At 51.7% G+C, this 17,611-nt stretch carries 14 protein-coding genes; all 14 read right to left on the reverse strand.

All coding sequences use genetic code 11. The features are described from left to right. Window positions 1–261: 261 nt before the first annotated feature. The 14 genes from OR1_RS05910 to OR1_RS05975 all read right to left on the reverse strand — a co-directional run bounded on the left by OR1_RS05910 (window position 262) and on the right by OR1_RS05975 (window position 17,586). Window positions 262–951, reverse strand: coding sequence for a cytochrome c3 family protein (locus OR1_RS05910; protein ID WP_041970629.1), 690 nt, complete (start codon window positions 949–951; stop codon window positions 262–264). A gap of 268 nt (window positions 952–1,219) precedes the next feature. After that, window positions 1,220–2,299 carry a hypothetical protein gene (locus OR1_RS05915; protein WP_052440282.1) on the reverse strand — a complete coding sequence of 360 codons (1,080 nt, stop codon included), beginning with the start codon at window positions 2,297–2,299 and terminating at the stop codon, window positions 1,220–1,222. Between the two features lie 36 nt (window positions 2,300–2,335). Next, entirely contained in the window at window positions 2,336–3,328 is a 993-nt protein-coding gene (locus OR1_RS05920) for a cytochrome c3 family protein (protein ID WP_052440283.1), read from the reverse strand. A 128-nt stretch (window positions 3,329–3,456) separates the two neighbouring features. Next, window positions 3,457–4,305 (reverse strand): c-type cytochrome biogenesis protein CcsB, encoded by an 849-nt coding sequence (gene ccsB, locus OR1_RS05925; protein WP_041970630.1) that lies wholly within the window; start codon window positions 4,303–4,305, stop codon window positions 3,457–3,459. Window positions 4,306–4,384: 79 nt separating this feature from the next. After that, window positions 4,385–5,749, reverse strand: coding sequence for a cytochrome c biogenesis protein ResB (locus OR1_RS05930; protein ID WP_041970631.1), 1,365 nt, complete (start codon window positions 5,747–5,749; stop codon window positions 4,385–4,387). 173 nt (window positions 5,750–5,922) lie between these two features. Next, window positions 5,923–6,183 (reverse strand): cytochrome c3 family protein, encoded by a 261-nt coding sequence (locus OR1_RS21420; protein ID WP_082002827.1) that lies wholly within the window; start codon window positions 6,181–6,183, stop codon window positions 5,923–5,925. 97 nt (window positions 6,184–6,280) lie between these two features. Next, entirely contained in the window at window positions 6,281–6,799 is a 519-nt protein-coding gene (gene purE / locus OR1_RS05940; protein ID WP_041970634.1) for a 5-(carboxyamino)imidazole ribonucleotide mutase, read from the reverse strand. Beyond that, on the reverse strand, window positions 6,796–7,548 hold the full coding sequence (locus OR1_RS05945) for a glycosyltransferase family 2 protein (RefSeq protein ID WP_041970636.1): 753 nt from the start codon (window positions 7,546–7,548) through the stop codon (window positions 6,796–6,798). Before OR1_RS05945 ends, purE begins: the two co-directional genes overlap by 4 nt. Further along, a complete protein-coding gene (gene purD, locus OR1_RS05950) occupies window positions 7,548–8,825 on the reverse strand; it encodes a phosphoribosylamine--glycine ligase (protein ID WP_041970638.1) in 1,278 nt (425 codons plus the stop codon). Before purD ends, OR1_RS05945 begins: the two co-directional genes overlap by 1 nt. A gap of 43 nt (window positions 8,826–8,868) precedes the next feature. Next, on the reverse strand, window positions 8,869–10,695 hold the full coding sequence (locus OR1_RS05955; RefSeq protein ID WP_041970639.1) for a tetratricopeptide repeat protein: 1,827 nt from the start codon (window positions 10,693–10,695) through the stop codon (window positions 8,869–8,871). Between the two features lie 230 nt (window positions 10,696–10,925). Next, window positions 10,926–12,491, reverse strand: a complete 1,566-nt coding sequence (purH, locus tag OR1_RS05960; RefSeq protein ID WP_041970640.1) for a bifunctional phosphoribosylaminoimidazolecarboxamide formyltransferase/IMP cyclohydrolase — start codon at window positions 12,489–12,491, stop codon at window positions 10,926–10,928. A gap of 129 nt (window positions 12,492–12,620) precedes the next feature. Further along, window positions 12,621–14,726 (reverse strand): tetratricopeptide repeat protein, encoded by a 2,106-nt coding sequence (locus tag OR1_RS05965; protein WP_041970642.1) that lies wholly within the window; start codon window positions 14,724–14,726, stop codon window positions 12,621–12,623. Then, a complete protein-coding gene (locus OR1_RS05970; protein ID WP_041970643.1) occupies window positions 14,723–15,994 on the reverse strand; it encodes an ASKHA domain-containing protein in 1,272 nt (423 codons plus the stop codon). The genes OR1_RS05965 and OR1_RS05970 overlap by 4 nt, the downstream gene beginning before the upstream one ends. Further along, on the reverse strand, window positions 15,991–17,586 hold the full coding sequence (locus tag OR1_RS05975; protein ID WP_041970644.1) for a tetratricopeptide repeat protein: 1,596 nt from the start codon (window positions 17,584–17,586) through the stop codon (window positions 15,991–15,993). The genes OR1_RS05970 and OR1_RS05975 overlap by 4 nt, the downstream gene beginning before the upstream one ends. Window positions 17,587–17,611 lie beyond the last annotated feature (25 nt).

A 17,611-nucleotide genomic window follows, 5' to 3' on the forward strand; every position in this document is an offset into this window, starting at 1 on the left:
GTGATTCGGCAAAGCGATTTGACTGCTTCCTGCCATAACGCGGCTAAAGCTATTAGCAGCAAGAACAATGAATGTCAACACAGATAATCTGCTCGCCCAACTATCCTTGTTGTCAAAACTTAACGATAGTCAGCTTGCCGCTTGCTATTAGCATCTTTTGAAATATTTAGCTTGTAAGAACTAGAGAGGGGGAGTCAACTTTTTGAACAAAAAAGAGGGGAGTGGTTTCCCACTCCCCTCAGGTTACGACAGGTACTTGAATTACTTAACGTGGCAAGCAAGGCAGAGGTTGCTGCCCGAATTGGAGATACGGAGGAACTTGGTGTACTCGTTGTCATGAACCTTGTGGCAGCTGGCGCATTCCATCATGTCACCGGTGGTGTTGTTGTTGTCGTTGAAGAATATAACGCCGCCTACGTTGGCAGTCTTAAGCTTGGACTCAACTGTAGCCTTGGTAGCAAGAGTAGCGTCCTGGGAAGCAGCGCTGGCGTAGTTGAACCCTACCGGGTGAGAATTGGTGAGATCCCTTGTGAGGTTATCGCCATATGTGCTTCTGATTACTGTCGATGTATCCATTACGATAGCAACGTTGGCTGAATCAACGCCCGGGTTCTTGATGTCGCCGAGGGCGGTCTGGCCGTCATGGCAGCTCATGCAGAAGAGGGAAACGCTGCCGCTGTTGAATGCAGAGGCCTTGGTTGCAGCAGTCAGGGTTGCGCTGGTCTTGTAGAGTGAGAAGTCAGCTGCTGACGGGTTATGCCTGTTCCAGAGGGGAACTGCGGATACCGGGTTGTGAGGAGTGTGGCAGAAAACGCAGATCTGATCTCCACCAAGCTCAGTATTCCCGTAAGTACCGGACAGATCGTGCGGCGTACCAACGATACCTGCGATTGCCCCAGTTGCGGATGCTACCAGTGCTGCTGCTGCGAGTAATGCGAGTTGCTTTTTCATGTTCATTCCTTCCTTTCTTTTTTTTCTGCGTCAAGCGCAGCTGTAAAAAACTTCCATTTTCGGCGAGTAAAATGTCCATAACAGACCCAGACGAATCGCCAGCTATTTGTCTAGTTTATAGCACACCTCATGCCAAAACCCTTACCAGACATAACATACTGTCATTATTACGCTTTACATTCGCAGCACTCCCAGCGTTAGAGCTATTTAAAGTGAATTAACGATTACCACCGGCATATCACCAGCTATTTAACCGAATAATGCCCGGTTAATATGGATTTTCCCGGGTATACTTTTCGTTCATATACTGATAGACGTGAAACCGTCCATTATGCTGGTCTGCCACATATATTGTGTCGTTCTGGTCAATATATATCCCCATGGGCACCGAGAACCCACCCGGCCCGATAGGCAAACCGGGGAGGGCATTATAAGTGCCTCCGAACTGCAGCAGGATTTCTCCGCGATCATTAAATATCATCACTTTATTCATTTTACCGTCGGTAACATAAATGTGACCTTCTGAATCAACCGCAACGCCCTTGATCACTGCCATTTCCCCGGTTCCATCACCACGCTTGCCGAACTTGTTGATGAATTTAAGATCCGGGGTCAGTCTCTGCACCCGAGCATTCATTGAATCCGCGACTATAATATTGCCTTCCTTATCAATGGCAACACCGGTGGGATAGTTGAAATCAGCATCACCGGGACCTCGTTTGCCAACCGATGCGATGTATGAGCCGTCAAGCCCCAGCAGAACAATTTTATGCCCTTTAATGTCAGGCACCACAATGCGTTTTCTTGTCTTGTCTATTGCCAGCCCGCCAATCGTATCTATGTATGAAGAAACGTCATAGACTGCCGTCATCTTCCCGGTCTTGTCCAGCACAAATATCTTCTTTCGTAAGGCATCCCCGGTATATACATTACCATCGGCGTCTATTCCGATCCCAGACCCCCTGGAAAACATTTTCTGGGTATCTCCAGTGCCAAAGACACCGGCAGTGCGGGCTTTGAGGTCGAAAGTAACAACTGCCGACGACTTGTTATCAACCAAAAAAACCTTGCCCATGCCGTCCGCTGTAACGTTTATGGGAGCGGAAAGTAAAGGGGGGGCCTCTTCATCACCCAATAAAGTGGCAAAGAGACCGGTTTCCTTTTCTTTCAGTGAAGCGGCTCCTGTATAGGCACCGATGAATTCGATCCTAGGAGTATCCGGGAGCGGCGGCCAAAAATATCGTTCAACTTTCACCGGGCCAGTCTGGGTGGGAGCAGCACACCCCCCCAGCACAATATTCCCGGCAAAACAGGCAATGTACAAACAGATTATTCCGATCAAACGCATCTTAGACTCCTCCTTTAAGGTTAAAACTCCGGCAAATCACTTGTTGTGACAGAACTGACAAAGCGCCATCCGCTCTTCCTTGCGGCTCTGGAGAAAATATCTCACCACCCCTCCGTGCGGATCGTGACACGATACGCAGGAAAGTTCCTTGCCTTTCCGCTTAGGAGAGATGTCTTTTTTCCCCGAGAGGGGGTGCCCTTTTTGCGACGTGTTTCTGAGCACATGGGGCTCCTTCCCGATCTTTTCATGGCAGGATAGGCAGACCTCATTGATTGGCCGACGCATAAATCCTGTAAATTCACTGCCATGGGGGTCATGGCATATTTCGCAATAGCCGGCGGTCACCGGACCGTGAGGGAAACTGTTTTTCTTGATCTCTTCCGCCTTGTCCGAATGGCACTCGAAGCAAAGCGCCGAATCACGCCTGCTGGTCCCGTGACGCGGATTATCGGTTTTTACATGGCAATACGCACAGGAGTAATTAGCTACAGGCTCATGGGGATACTTGACCTTGACCAGTCTCTGATGGCAAGTCGCGCAAGGGCTGTTGGCCGGATTTTGCGCCGTGTTTTTGCTGTTTGATGATGTCATTGCATGGCAGGCGGCACAGACCTTCTCATTCTCAGTGGTGTGCAGAGATGTTTCACGAAAGTCCTTAGGGACCAAAGACCGATCACCCAGTGGATTATAGAAGATTTCCGTGGCAATGGACTGCACCTTGTTGTCAGCTATGTAACCTTCCACAAGAAGGGTGTTTTTCCCATTATCCCAAACCGGTTGAACAATAAGAATATCCTGAAAGAGTTTGCGGTAATCTGAAGATGAAATCTGCATGATGTCGGAATCGGAACCGTTGACAGTCAGCTTTATTCCTGAGATGGCAGAATCGTTGGTCTTAATGATAAGATAATCAGAGCGGTACACCCAACTTTTATCCATCGGGTAGATGAGCTGCATTGCAGCAAGAAGATTCCCGGGTAACAGCAGAAGCATCAGTACAGCCAAGAAACCTTCCCTGCGCCATTTCATAACAGGTCTCTCCAATTGGATCCGTTGTCGAGGATCGATATCGAGTATATCATGCGAAATGAAGAATCCCTAATGCCAGAAAAAAAGGCGCGGTGTAATCACCGCGCCTGAAAACATGAGCAATATCATTATTTCCCATAACTGTGTAACCCCGAAAGGAACAGGTTCACCCCAAGATAGCAGAAAATGGTGGCCGCGAAACCTACGATAGAAAGAATCGCCGCTCTCCTCCCCACCCAGCCGCGAGTGATTCGTGCATGGAGGAACGCCGCATAGACGAACCAGACAATAAGTGACCAGGTCTCTTTTGGGTCCCAGCTCCAATAGGTACCCCAGGCATAGTTTGCCCATGCCGCACCGGTAACTATTCCCAAGGTCAGGAGAGGAAACCCGATCATGATCGCCTTGTAATTGAGGTCATCAAGAATCCTGATGGCAGGAAACATGGAAAAGATACCTCCGGCAGGGGAGTCGCCATCGGCCTTTTCCTGGCGTTCCTTGATCAGATACATGATTGAAATGCCACAGGCAACGGCAAACGCCGCGTAACCAAGAAAGCAGGTGATGACATGATAAAGGAGCCAGTTACTCTGCAATGCCGGGACCAGCGGCTCTATCCCGCTATGGAGACCGAGTTGCGCCCAGGCCATGCCAAGAAGGGCAAATGGCACAACAAACGCGCCGACAACCCGGTATTTGTACTTCAACTCGATGATCCCGTAGATGAGGATGATGGTCCACGAGAAAAAAACAACCGATTCATATAAATTGGAGAGCGGGGCATGGCCAACGCCCATGTCGTAAGACTCTTTCCAGCGTAGAATTATGGCTATTGTTTGAATAATCCAGCCGGCATAGGCCGCCCAGCTGCCGACCAATCCTATCTGCTTGTTTTTAGTGGCGAGAAAAGCAAAAAAGACGATCATGGATACCATGTAAACTATTGTTGTGACATTGAACAGCATAGAACTGGACATCGATTGTATCCTCCGGTAATCGTAAATCGTTGATATTGTTAAGTGGCTACAGGCTGCCTGGTTTTACAGATCTATAGCATTACAGTTTTTCCATCTTTCCTGTCAACTCATCAAAAGCACCTTGAAAAGCGGGCTGATTCTTGCTGGCACTACCGGCAACCACCACGCGGCCGCTGGACGAAATTCTGACCCAAATCCGTTTATGCGACATGAAAAAGGCCATTATTATCCCGACAACCATGAGCGTACAGCCAAACCAGACTATCCATACGCCGGGATCTTTGGCAACCTGGAGACCGGTATAGAATTTTTCATCGGATCCATCATAGGAAAATACCAGGTCTCCGCCCCGTTCCTCATCCAATTTCGGGAAGTTGCGGAACACGATGAAACTGTCCGGCTGCTTCCCAGGTGAATGGACCTCGATACGAGCAGCAGGGCCCGACATCTGCGGGATAAATTGCCGAACGTCCTGAGTAGATTCCGTAACATGCATGGTCCGCCCGCCGGGGAGCTGGACCGACTCCCCCTGGCGAGCGGTGATCTTTATCGGTGCGCCGCCCTTCTTCTCCCTGACGGTAAAGTAGAATGTCCCACCCTCTCCTGCAGGGCCGTAACTTGACTGGTAGAAGGTGATGCCCTTGTAGGAAAGGGGATCGTTTACCACTATAGGGATGTTGACATACCCGGGAACAGGTTTACCATTCTCGACAACAGTGAGGATGCTCTTAAACTCCTTAGGGGCTCCGGTCTCATAAAACGCAACGGAAAACTTTTCCAATTTTACTGCAAAACCAAGGTCAATCGGTTTGTTGTTGCGGCCGAGGACCTTTGATTCACTCGTACCTTCCGTTATCTGAACCCAGCCCTTGTAACCGAACAGTGAACCGATAATTGCCCCGATGAAGATGATAACGATGCTGAGGTGAACGACATAAACCCCAAGGCGGCACCAGGGGTTTTTCTGGGCATACAGATGAACCTCGCCATCTTTCTCAGTTACGACCGGTGCGGCAAACTCCTTGGCAAGAAATCCGGTGAACCCGTCCTTCAGGGCAGCAAGCCCCCCCTTCAGCTTCAGGTCCCGAGTGAGAGAGAGTGATTTCTCCAATCCCTCATCCAGCACCAGGTTTGGTTCTGTGACTATTTTCCATACCCTTGGGAGCCTCTTCATGGAGCACGCCACCAAGTTTACGGTGAAAAGATATAGAAGCAGGATATACCACCAGGAGTGGTACATATCAAAGAACCCGATCTTGTCGTAAATCTGGAGCTTTGTCTGGCTCAAAGAACTGATATATTCTTCGGGTATGTTCGGAACCTGTGGAATGACGGTGCCGATTATCGATGTTACAGCCAAACCGATGAGAAGGGAAATAGCCAGCTTTAGAGAACAGAAGAAGTCCCAGAGCCCCTGGATGAAGCCTTTGTTATTCGTTGTCAAGATTTACTCCTTAGTCGCCATTTGTGTTCATACCGCCAACCAGCGGTTGATTATACAGGAATCATTCCAACAAATACAATCAATTTTCCGGACATCAGCCTGGCCATACTCATAAAATAAAAGGGACAACGAACTAGTCGTTATCCCTTTATTCAGAACCTGTCAAAGTCAGATTACTTGTGGCAATCCTTGCAGCTTGTGGGGCCTTTCTTCAAGTCGGCATGGCAACCTTTGCACCCCTTGCCATGGGCGATTTCCTTGCCAAAGCCGGCTATCTTGCCCGGTCCTTTTTCGTGGCACTTCTTGCAGTCGCCGACAGAGGCCTGGTGAGCCTTGTGATTGAATTTAACACCTTTCTTCATTTCAATAACGTCTGCGCCAAAGGCGGTCCCGGCAAAAGCAACTACTGCGAACAAAGCAACTAAGGTCTTCATTGAATCTTCCCCCTTTTCCCTGAGATGAGAATTTTGAAGGGAAACTAATACAGCGACCTGATGTTGTCAAGGGAAAACAACTTGGAAAGATGTAACGCTAGCTGCGGTTTTTCAACACGAGTTGTTCCTGCAGCGCAGTATCCTTTGCCGCAACCTCTTCCGAGAGCCTGAATTTATAAGCAACCAGGCGTTCCGACAACTCTGGATTGCAGATGGCAAGCATCTGCACCGCCAATATGCCGGCATTTTTTGCGCCAGATTTCCCGATAGCCATGGTAGCCACCGGAATCCCCCCCGGCATCTGCACCATGGCATAAAGGGCATCCACACCATTTAACGGACTGCCGCCAATAGGGACTCCGATCACCGGCAAGGTCGTCTCTGCAGCTATCACACCGGCAAGATGTGCTGCCATTCCGGCAGCGGCAATTATGACCTTTACGCCGCGCGCGGCTGCGCTGGACGCCAGTTCTGCCGTTCTCTGCGGAGAACGATGGGCAGAGGAGACTCTCATTTCAAACGTTACCCCGAATTCGTCCAGAACCTTGGCAGTCTCTTCCATTACCGGCAGGTCAGAGTCGCTACCCATTATTACCAAAACCTGGGGGTTTTTCATTGTGCATTTCCTCCGGGGAAAATACGGGCATGCATGAGGCCCATTCTGGACAGCCTGAATTGTAGCGCAGTCACCATGACACCAACACCGTAAACAACGCTATTCCGAAAATTGATTGACGACGCTTCCGGAAAATACTTTGTAGGGCAACTTACTTCACCAACCCTGAACCCGTACCAGATTATCTGGGCGATCACCTGATTATCAAAGAGGAAATTATCAGAGTTCAGGTCCAGCGGCAGTTGCTCCAACAGCTCACGTGAAAATGCTCTGTAACCGGTATGATATTCTGAAAGCTTATGCCCGAGCAGAACATTTTCCAGAAAGGTAAGCAGCCGGTTCGCAATATATTTATAGCGCGGCATTCCGCCTTGCAGTGCACCAATTCCGAGAATCCTTGAGCCAAGGACCGCATCAAACTCGCCGAAAGCGATCATCGAAGCCATTGCCGTCACCAGCCGCGGTGTGTATTGATAGTCGGGGTGGAGCATTACGACAATATCCGCCCCAAGGTCCAAGGCGGCACGGTAACAGGTTTTCTGATTGCCGCCATACCCCTTGTTCCGGTCATGCACTATGGTTTTGATCCCCAGGCTTCTGGCAACCTCGGCAGTATCGTCACCGCTGGCATCGTCAACAAGCACAACTTCATCAACAAATTCGAACGGAATCTCGTTATATGTATTTTTGAGCGTCTTTGACGCATTGTATGCCGGCAGTACGACGACAAGTTTCTTGTTGTTGATCATTACCCTGCTCTATCAATTGCCTTGCTGCCGATATCCCTGCGAAAATGAACGCCATCCCAGCTAATGGCCGAAACACCGGCATAGGCGCGGTCTATGGCGTCTTTCACCGTATCACCTACAGCAGTAACGCCCAGAACCCTGCCGCCGTTGGTGGCGAACGAGGTTCCGGCAGCTGCGGTGCCGGCATGAAAGACCATCAGGTGCGGCATCGTTGCAGCAAGATCAAGGCCGCTGATTATATCTCCCTTGGGATAATCGCCCGGATACCCTTTTGCCGCCATCACCACGCACACCGCTGCCTGGTCGTGCCATTCGAGCGACATCCCGGAGATATCCCCATCGGCAACTGCCAGCATAAGCGGGACAATATCAGATTTCATCCTCATCAGCAGGGGCTGGCATTCAGGGTCTCCGAACCTGGCATTGAACTCCAGTGTTTTTACGGAATCGCCGTCGATCATCAGCCCGGCATAAAGTACGCCGCGATATGGCCGGCCCTCGGCAGCCATTCCGTCTATGGTGCGGCGCATGACCTCCGTCATCGCTTTTTCATGTATGGCGGGGGTTACCACCGGCGCCGGGGAATACGCGCCCATGCCTCCGGTGTTCGGCCCCTTGTCGCCATCGAAGACCGCCTTGTGGTCCTGCGCACTGGCCAAAGGGATGATGTTCTTGCCATCGGTGATCGCCAGGAAAGACGCTTCCTCCCCCCTGAGAAACTCTTCGATCACCACCCTGGAACCGGCATCACCAAAGGCATTTCCGGACAACATCTCCCTGACGGCAGCGATCGCCTCATCCTTGGTCTGTGCGACGATAACACCTTTGCCGGCAGCAAGACCGTCCGCCTTGACCACTATCGGGGCGCCATGCTTTTCGATGTAGGCAATTGCCGGCTCCACCTCGCTGAACACCTCATAAAAGGCTGTCGGCACTCGGTATTTTTTCATGATATCCTTGGAAAACGCCTTGCTGGCCTCAATGAGCGCGGCGTTGCGGCGCGCACCGAATATCCTCAGGCCATACTCTTCAAAAAGATCGACGATCCCCAGGGACAGGGGGAGTTCCGGCCCCACGACCGTGAGCCCGATATCCTCTTTCTGGGCAAATGCCAGCAGGCCGGGGAGGTCGTCCACCTTTATCGGCACATTTTCGGCAATCTGGCCGATGCCGGGATTACCTGGAGCACAGTATACCTTTTTCACCAGCGGCGACTGGGTGATCTTCCAGACCAGGGCATGCTCCCGCCCGCCGCTACCTATAACCAAAACGTTCATTGCGCCCCCATCAATTTATTAGATTTGTGGAACCGTCTTGAGTTCATTTTTTTGATTCGTTCATTGCAGCTTGAAGGTTGTTTCTATAAACAGGCTCTTCCGGACGGAGTCTCACTGATTCCCGAAAGTGCTTTATAGCTGATTCAAAATCTCCCTTACGAACATACAGGAGACCGATGTTATTTTGCGCTGGAGCAGAGCGAGGATCTATACGCAAAGCCTGCGCAAACTGATCGTACGCTGCCCCCAGACGGTTCTGCTTAAGATAAAGCTGGCCAAGTTCCTGATAAGGGATTGCACTGCCTGGCATCAATGCAGCGAGTTTTACAAATTCCGCTTCTGACTTTTCGAACTCCCCCAGATTCCGGTACAGTTTGCCGAGATTGTTTATTGCTAACTGATAACTCGGCGATACATCAATCGCTTTACGATATTCAATCAAGGCAGCGCTGTAATTTCCCATCGCTTCGTATGTTTTCCCAAGGTTATTCCTGATCATTTCTTCATCATTTCTGCGGGTGTTGTTGAGTGCGTTCAACAAAAGTGTTTCAGATTGCGCGAAATTTTTCTTTTCATATAAAATTTTCGACAGGTTGAGATAACCGAGGGAATTACCCGGGACATCACGCATGACTTTATAATAAAATGTTTGATCATCAGACCAGTTTTTTGCTCTAGCAACAGACAATGCCGCAAAGCAGACGACGATTGCAACCACAACCATATCTACGAAATAGATTGGTCTCTTGAAAGCGCTTACCAGACGCATATGACCAGCGGCTTCCAAACCCGGGTGCCGGGATACCCAGATGTATGCAACCGCAGCCAAGAATGAAAAACCGTAAGATGGTATGTACAGGTATCTGTCCGCAACCGGGAACGGCTTAATGATCATCGGAAGCCCGGAAACGGGGAGAAGTGAGATTAGAATGAACAATATGCCGAATGATACCCCTTTTCCCCTGTTTCTGGAGTTGAAAACCATGCAGAGAACAGACACAAGCAGTAACAGTGACAACAATACCGAAGAGGAGAAGAACCGATTTTGGCCCGACAGGTCGTAAACGACTTTGAGATCGAACGGGAAAAACAGGTTCACCAGATACTTTGCATAAAAATAGATAGCTGAGTAAATTCTCCACAAAAAAGGCTGTCCGGAGAGATCAAGCGAGCCGATGATCATTGACCTGACAATCATATAAGGAGCAACCAACCCGGCTAAATACACAAAGAACATCTTCAAGCGTAATTTGAGAGCAACCCCGAGATACCAGTCAACAATAAATATCAACGCAGGCAGGGTAATCGCCATCTCTTTTGAAAGAAGTGCTCCTGCTCCTGTAATGAATACCAGCAACACCCAATATATCGATCCCCTTTTGCGATACAGCGTGTGAAAATACAAACTCCAGAAAAGGAACAGGGCCGGCAACAAGTCGGTACGAGCGCCAATCCAGGAGACTGCTTCCGCATGAACAGGGTGAACCGCAAACAATATTCCGGCAATAAATGCAGGTTTAATTCCCGCCAGGAGGTTGAACGTTAACAGAAATACAGCAGTTGTCACCAAACAATGCAGTAGCAGGTTTGTAAGATGATACCCGGCTGGGCTTTTCCCTGAAAGAACGTAGTCCGCTTTTAAAAGCATGACTGCCAGGGGACGATAGTAACTCGACGTTTCGTTGAAAGAGCTGGTGCCGGCCCAAAGCTCTGTCGTAAATATCTTTGATATATCGACTTTCTCAACAACATAGCGATTCCCGACAATCATATCGGTATCGTCCCACACAAACCCCATGTTAAGAGTCTGGCTGTAAACAGAGAAACAGACTGCTACCAGCACAAACAGTGTGAGATAGATCTTCCACATTGGGAAACAACCGTTCATAGGGTTTTCTGTTTGCACAGTGCGGTTCACGCTGCCCAATCAAATTTTGCCAAGGTATTTTTCAAGGTCTTTATAAGCTGCAGAGCTCGCAAATGTACTATGCTATATCCAATAGCCAAAGCATAGCCCACACGCAGCTACTCATCCTAATAGGGCGAAGGAGACTATATATGTGCATTTTAGCTATCCGAGCGTGACCGGCTGCCAGAGTTTTAATGCCGAAAATGACGCATCCCGGTAAACACCATCGCCATGCCGTGCTCGTTGGCGGCAGCGATTACCTCTTCATCGCGCATGCTCCCCCCGGGCTGGATGACCGCGGTTATCCCGGCCGCGGCCGCATTGTCGATCCCGTCACGGAACGGGAAGAACGCATCGGAAGCCATGACTGCCCCCTTGACTTCCAACCCGGCATGCTCGGCTTTGATGGCAGCTATCCGGGCGGAGTTCACCCGGCTCATCTGGCCGGCGCCGACGCCGATGGTCATTCCGGATCTGCCGTAAACAATGGCGTTGGACTTGACAAACTTGCAGACCCGCCAGGTGAAAAGGAGATCGATCATCTCCTTTTCCGTAGGCTGACGGGTGGTGGCAACCTTCAGATCTCCATGGAGCTCCAGATCGGTGTCCTGCACCAGAATTCCGCCATTGACCCGCTTGAAATCGAGCCGGGCAGCGGAAACCGGCGACCATTCCCCGCATTCGAGGAGCCGGACGTTTTTCTTCGATGCCACTATTGCACTCGCCTCGGCCGAAACCCTCGGTGCAATGATCACCTCGACGAACTGGCGGTCACAGATCGCCTGTGCGGTTTCACCGTTCAGCTCCCGGTTGAAGGCGATGATCCCGCCGAAGGCCGATTCCGGATCGGTCTTGTACGCCCGGTCGTAGGCATCTAGAAGGGTGTCGCCTATGGCAACTCCGCAGGGATTGGCATGCTTGACGATGACGCAGGCCGGCCCTTCCGTGAACTGCTTGACGCACTCCAGGGCCGCGTCGGTATCGCCGATATTGTTGTAGGACAGCTCTTTCCCCTGAAGCTGGCGGGCAGTGGAGATGGACGCCTCACTGACCTTGTTCTCGACATAGAAGGCCGCCGACTGGTGAGGGTTTTCACCATAACGCATCCCCTGGGCCTTGCGATACTGGAAGGTAAGGGTTTCGGGATACTTCTCAACCGTGTCGCCGGTGCGGCTGCCGAGCCAGTTGGAAATTGCCCCGTCGTAGGCGGCGGTGTGCTGATAGACCTTCACCGCCAGCCGGAAATTGGTCTCCTTTGACACCGTGCCGTTGCCGGCCTTCATCTCATCCAGGACCTTGGCGTAATCGGCCGGATCGACAATCACCGTCACATCGGCATTGTTCTTAGCCGCAGACCGGAGCATGGTGGGTCCGCCGATGTCGATATTCTCAATGGCGTCTTCGAGAGCGCAGCCGGGCTTGGCAACCGTGGCCTCGAATGGGTAGAGGTTCACCACCACCATGTCGATCGGCTCGATGCCGTGCTGCTTCATGGTAGCAACATGCTCCGGATTGCTGCGCATCCCCAGCAGTCCGCCGTGAACCTTGGGATGCAGCGTCTTGACCCGGCCGTCAAGCATCTCGGGGAAGCCGGTGAATTCGGAGACATCCTTGACCGCCAGACCCGCATCGCGAAGCAGTTTCGCGGTACCGCCTGTGGACAGAATCTCCACGCCGTATTTGGAGAGTTCCTGAGCGAATTCAACGATACCTGCCTTGTCCGACAGACTGATGAGTGCTCTAGTAATTTTTGCCATTGGTTCAGCGCTCCTTGTTGTTAGTATCCAGGGTTGAATCAATCGATATCCTGGTCACAAATACCAGCATAGTATTTCGGTTGCAAAGATTTTTTTCATCGCCGTCCAATTACCGTCCAACCCTTTAGGTCACTGAACGAGGAATGATCCGACCTTTGCCTTCATCTCCGGAGATTCGGAGAACAGCTTCGTGGCAAGCCGCTTCGCGTCTTCATGCCTACCCATGAGATAATAAACGTTCGCCAAATTGAATTGCGCCATCGCGAAGTGCGGGTCCAGGGACAAAACCTGCTCGAAGGCATCTCTGGCGCGTTGATAATCTTTCAGCTCCTTAAAAGCAATCCCTAAGTTGTTATATGCATCCTTGTTGTTCCGATTATATGCAATGCATGCCTGGAATGACCGGGCAGCTTCACCGAAACGCTTCAGTTTCATCAGCACATTGCCGATGTTGTAGTGCAGCTCCCAGCCTTTCATCCCGTGGGACTCAAGGGCTTTATACTCCTTCAACGCCTCCTCGTATAACATGAGACGATCGAGTTTGAGTGCCAGTTCGCCCCGCAACCGCAAATTTTCAGGTGCCGCAGCAACCTCTCCCCTCATCAGGTCAAGCTCACCGTTGATTTTACCAGCCAGCCGGTTACGGAGTTTCTCAGCCCGCTCCCTCACTTCCCAAGGGACAAACCAGTCAAGGGTCAGCAGCTTAGAATACTGCGCAAAGGCCGATTCGAAATCTCCGACTGCCTCGTAAGTCTCCCCGAGCTTCATTAAGGCGAGGTCGAACTTGTCATTTCTCCAGAGCGCCTTTTCAAGTGCGGCTATCGCCTCAGGATACTCCTTGCGCTCGATATGGAGTTCGGCCTTGCAGTAACTGTAGTAATCCCGTGAATATGTGGTCATCCGCGCCTTGTCAAGCAAGGGAAAGGCCTTATCGTACATCTTCCGGCGGAAATAGTATAATCCGAGATTCGAGTAATGTTTGCCGTTGGTCGGGGAGGCCTCTATCCCCCTCCGGAAAAGAGTCTCATCGGAACTCCAGACAAGACTCTCCCTGAAAGAGAGAACGGCGAACAGCGAGACCAAAAGCAACAGACCGGCGGAAACAGCCGCTCTCCCCCTTTCTCCGGCAAGCTTGCCGACAACCGAAGACAAGGCCAGAGAGAGGCCGAAGATCGGGATGTAGCAGTAACGGTCGGCAACGATTGTTGAGGCGACAAAAATTTTCAGTACCGGGATAAGCGAGAGAAAGAACCACGCCATTCCGAAAAAGAGCAATGGCTCCTTTCTACGGTACACGACGACTACTGTTGTCAGTGCAAGCAGCCCGGCTACAGCTGCAATTACGATTGGAGAAGAGAACCGCTGAGGAAAGGCAATGTCGTATTCTGGGGAAAGATTTGCGGGGAAAATGAATTTGGCGATATAAAACCATGGTATCTGAACCGAAACCGCAACCCTTGACAAGAGCGTTTCCGGTGTGGACTGGCTTAAAACCCTGTTGTTGAAGGCAACGCCCGTATGCACGAAATAGAACACTGCCGTCAAAACCCAGAATGGGGCAAGGTACAACAAGTGCTCTGTTATCTTTTTGCCGGCAGGGCGGTAGAGCGACGCCAGAGTCAGCAGTAGCACCAGGATTATGGCGGTGGCCTTGGAAAGCATGGCGCATACAAATATGACCACGCCCCAGAGATAAAGCTTTCTGCTGCCGGAAGAGAGGAATTTCAGATACAAGAGAGTCGCAAGAAAGGAGAACATACCGGCCAGAATGACGTTACGACACCCCACCCAGCTCACTGCCTGCGCCTGTAAAGGGTGCAGGGCAACCAGCAATCCCGTTGCCAGCGGGACAAAAGCCTGTTGCCAGTGAAATGTTTCGCCATCCCCAACGGCCACTACCTCTTCGGCAAGCAGGTATGCCAGGAGGCCGGAAATAACATGTATCACGAGACTGGTAAGGTGGTGCCCCCACGGGGATTCGCCCCAGACCAGAAAATCAATGGCGCTGGTAAGATCGCGGACCGGAAGGTATTCGATGCTGTTGGCTGCTGATGTGAATATTGTGACCAGATCGAAATTACGCAATGCGCTGCGCGACAACAAATAACCGGCATCATCCCAGACAAAGCCGTTATTGACCACACTGAAAAAGGTGGCCAGAGAAACGACGGCAATAATAAACAGGTGCTGACGCCGGCTTGTCACTGAAAAAAATCTTTCGCTAGCCTGCGTCATGGTTCAGTCCCCTCTGGAATCGGAAAATTCATATGCTGGAAAAACATCTTTTCAAACAGCGGTGAACCTGAAAGCGGCAGCATTTTTATCCCCGCTGCCATTGCGTCAATATTGCCGGCAGGGCTCCCCCTGCGCAGGAACCGCTCTACTCCGGCAAGTGCACCGTCCGGGACGGTCCTGACCCGGCAGACAGCTTCCGGAGCAATAATCCCCAGCCCCTCCAGGCATTCAGAAGCGATTGAAAAACCGAAGGAACCGGAAACCGTTACCGTAGCGAGTTCGTTCCAGGCAATGCCGGCACGGTCGAGCAAGAGCTCCACTCCCCCCCTGATCGCCCCCTTTGCCAACTGGATTCCCCGGATGTCGCTCTGGGACAGGAACAGGTCGCACCCTGCCCCCCTGTAGAGCTGGAAAGCCGGTTCACCATCTTTTTCGACAACCCGGTTGGCGAGATTGGATGGGATCTCCTGCGGAGACAGCAACCTGCCTTCTCCGGTTATGATGCCGGCAGCCAGCAGCGATACAACGGCAGACAGGGCGCCGGTACCGCAAACACCTTTTGGTGGCGCATCGCCAACGGTCTTCAATGCCACCTTTTCGCCACTGATCGTGACCAAAGAGACAGCTCCGGACAATGCCGGCATCCCGCAGGCAAGACTCCCGCCCTCAAGGGCAGGGCCGGCAGCAGCAGATGTAGCAAAGATTTTATCCCTCGCAACAAGGGCAATTTCGGCATTTGTGCCGATATCGAGGAAGAGACGGGAGATGGACGCAAGGGGTGATAAATCTTCGAGTTGGCCGTAGAGAAAAGCGACAAGGTCTCCGCCGACAAAACCTCCGGGGAGAGGAAAGAGATATAACGGAACGTCAATGCCAAATCCGGGATCTCCTGTCAACAGTGATTTTCCCTCATGGAAAAGTGGCCGGAACGGAACCCTGGCAAGAGACTCCAACGGCAGATCAAGTAAAAGATGCTCCATGGCCGGATTCCCGGCTATAGCCGCCATTGTCAGCGATTCAAGCCTGCGGCCGGATTCGGAGAGCAGGCGAAGCGCCAATGACCGGAGAGTTTCAATGACGAGACGGGACATTTCATGCCGGTCGGCTTCCGACGCAACAGCTGTTGAAATCCTGGTGACGACATCGGACCCGAACTGCCGCTGGGGGTTGAGCGCCATTCCTGATGCCAGCCGCTCTCCGGTAGCCTCGTCAAGCAGGGAGGCGACAATGGTGGTGGTGCCCAAGTCTACGGCAAGGAGAGAGTTCATCGTCCCATCCCTGCAACTCCGAGCTTCTGCAGATTCTCTCTGGCAGAGCGGCGATAATATCCTTGTGGATCCATATCTCCGGAGACAAGCACATCGCGAAATGCCTTGACTGCAGCCTCCCTGTTGCCATTGCCCTCTTGGGCCATGCCAAGAAAATACCGCGCCATGATCGAGTCGTTTGCAGCGAGGAGCTTTTCAAATTCCGTTATTGCGCCACTGAAATCTTTCTGCTGATACAGGAGATACCCTTTATAGAGATGGATTTTGGTATTGCCAGGCGCTAACTCCTTCGCCTTGTTGAATGCCGCAAATGCCTGAACATATTCGCCACGCCAGAAGTGATAATCTCCAAGATTGACATAGGCATAGGCGCTTGGTTTCACCCTGATTGCCTGCTCCCAGAGAGTCTTGTCCGATAGCCAGGTCCTGTTCTGGGCAATGGTCAGACCGCTCCAGACCGTCAGGATGAGAACAGCCGCTACACATGCTCCCCTGCTACGAGCGGCAAGCCGCCCGGCAACCAGACAAAAAGCGAATGAGGGCAGATAGGCGTAACGATCGGCAACAACCGGATGGGTTGAGAAAATATTGAGTAGCGGCAGCATGGTGACCAGAAACCACACCAGGGCAATTACCGGCAGAGTCGCCCGACGCTGCCACGCAACCACCAGACCTGCCAGAAGGAGCAAGATCCCGGCAACCGCGGCAATGCTTCCGATATCGGTCATGCCGGTGGCGAATGACGACTGGTATTCAGCGCACAGGTCAAGCGGCAGAATGAATTTTGCGATATAGAAATACGGTATCTGAACCGCCAGTGCAACCTTGTTGCCGACTGTTGCCGCAGCTGCGGATGTCTCGGTTATGACCCTGCTGCTCGTGCCGACTGCCGAGAAGCCGAAAAAGGCAAGCACGGCAAGCATCAGGAACGGCAGTACCGAAAGCAGCCGCCGGTCAGGTTTCCAGCCCGATCGGATCAGGACGAAAAGCGGCAGGATCAGCGGCAGGGTGAGACAGTATGCCTTGGAGAGCAGGGCGGCAGCATAGCAGGCCAGAGAGAAAACGAGATAGCGCCGTCCTCCGGAGTCGTCCAGGTAACGGAGAAACAGGTGGCAGGCGGAAAAAGAGAAAAGACCGGAGAGCAATGCGCCCCTGCAGGTGATCCAGTTGAAAGTTTCGGCATGGATAGGGTGAACGGCGAAAAAAAGCGCTACCGCCAATGGTGCCAGACTGCTGTGATTTTCAGACCCTGTTGCCGCCGAGGATTCGAGCCGGTGCAGAGAGTGTGCAAGCAGGTAGACCGCAATGCCGCAGAGAGCAAAAATCACCACCGAGGTCAGGTGAAAACCAAAGGGGTTTTCACCCCAGATTCGGTAGTCAAGGGCAAGCGAAAGATCGCGAACCGGAAAATATTCTATGCCGGATACCTTGGTGAAAAGGATCGACTTGATATTCAGTTCCGCAAGCGCCCTATTCCCGAGGAGGTAAATCCGGTCGTCCCAGACAAATCCATTGAATAGGGAGTTGCAGCAGACCAACAGGGAGACGAGAATGATTATGGCAACGTGAATAGATTTTGATCTCTCAAGCAAGGTTGTGATCCTATGCAGTCATTTG

It is taken from the genome of Geobacter sp. OR-1 (genome assembly GCF_000813145.1).
Lineage (GTDB): Bacteria > Desulfobacterota > Desulfuromonadia > Geobacterales > DSM-12255 > Geoanaerobacter.

Bases quoted from the DNA above. Each gene is read 5' to 3' on its own strand.
- OR1_RS21420 (WP_082002827.1), bottom strand. From the start codon at position 6,183: ATGAAGACCTTAGTTGCTTTGTTCGCAGTAGTTGCTTTTGCCGGGACC.
- OR1_RS05970 (WP_041970643.1), bottom strand. From the start codon at position 15,994: ATGAACTCTCTCCTTGCCGTAGACTTGGGCACCACCACCATTGTCGCC.
- OR1_RS05945 (WP_041970636.1), bottom strand. From the start codon at position 7,548: ATGATCAACAACAAGAAACTTGTCGTCGTACTGCCGGCATACAATGCG.
- purH (WP_041970640.1), bottom strand. From the start codon at position 12,491: ATGGCAAAAATTACTAGAGCACTCATCAGTCTGTCGGACAAGGCAGGT.
- purE (WP_041970634.1), bottom strand. From the start codon at position 6,799: ATGAAAAACCCCCAGGTTTTGGTAATAATGGGTAGCGACTCTGACCTG.
- OR1_RS05915 (WP_052440282.1), bottom strand. From the start codon at position 2,299: ATGCGTTTGATCGGAATAATCTGTTTGTACATTGCCTGTTTTGCCGGG.
- OR1_RS05910 (WP_041970629.1), bottom strand. From the start codon at position 951: ATGAAAAAGCAACTCGCATTACTCGCAGCAGCAGCACTGGTAGCATCC.
- ccsB (WP_041970630.1), bottom strand. From the start codon at position 4,305: ATGTCCAGTTCTATGCTGTTCAATGTCACAACAATAGTTTACATGGTA.
- OR1_RS05920 (WP_052440283.1), bottom strand. From the start codon at position 3,328: ATGAAATGGCGCAGGGAAGGTTTCTTGGCTGTACTGATGCTTCTGCTG.
- OR1_RS05965 (WP_041970642.1), bottom strand. From the start codon at position 14,726: ATGACGCAGGCTAGCGAAAGATTTTTTTCAGTGACAAGCCGGCGTCAG.
- OR1_RS05955 (WP_041970639.1), bottom strand. From the start codon at position 10,695: ATGTGGAAGATCTATCTCACACTGTTTGTGCTGGTAGCAGTCTGTTTC.
- purD (WP_041970638.1), bottom strand. From the start codon at position 8,825: ATGAACGTTTTGGTTATAGGTAGCGGCGGGCGGGAGCATGCCCTGGTC.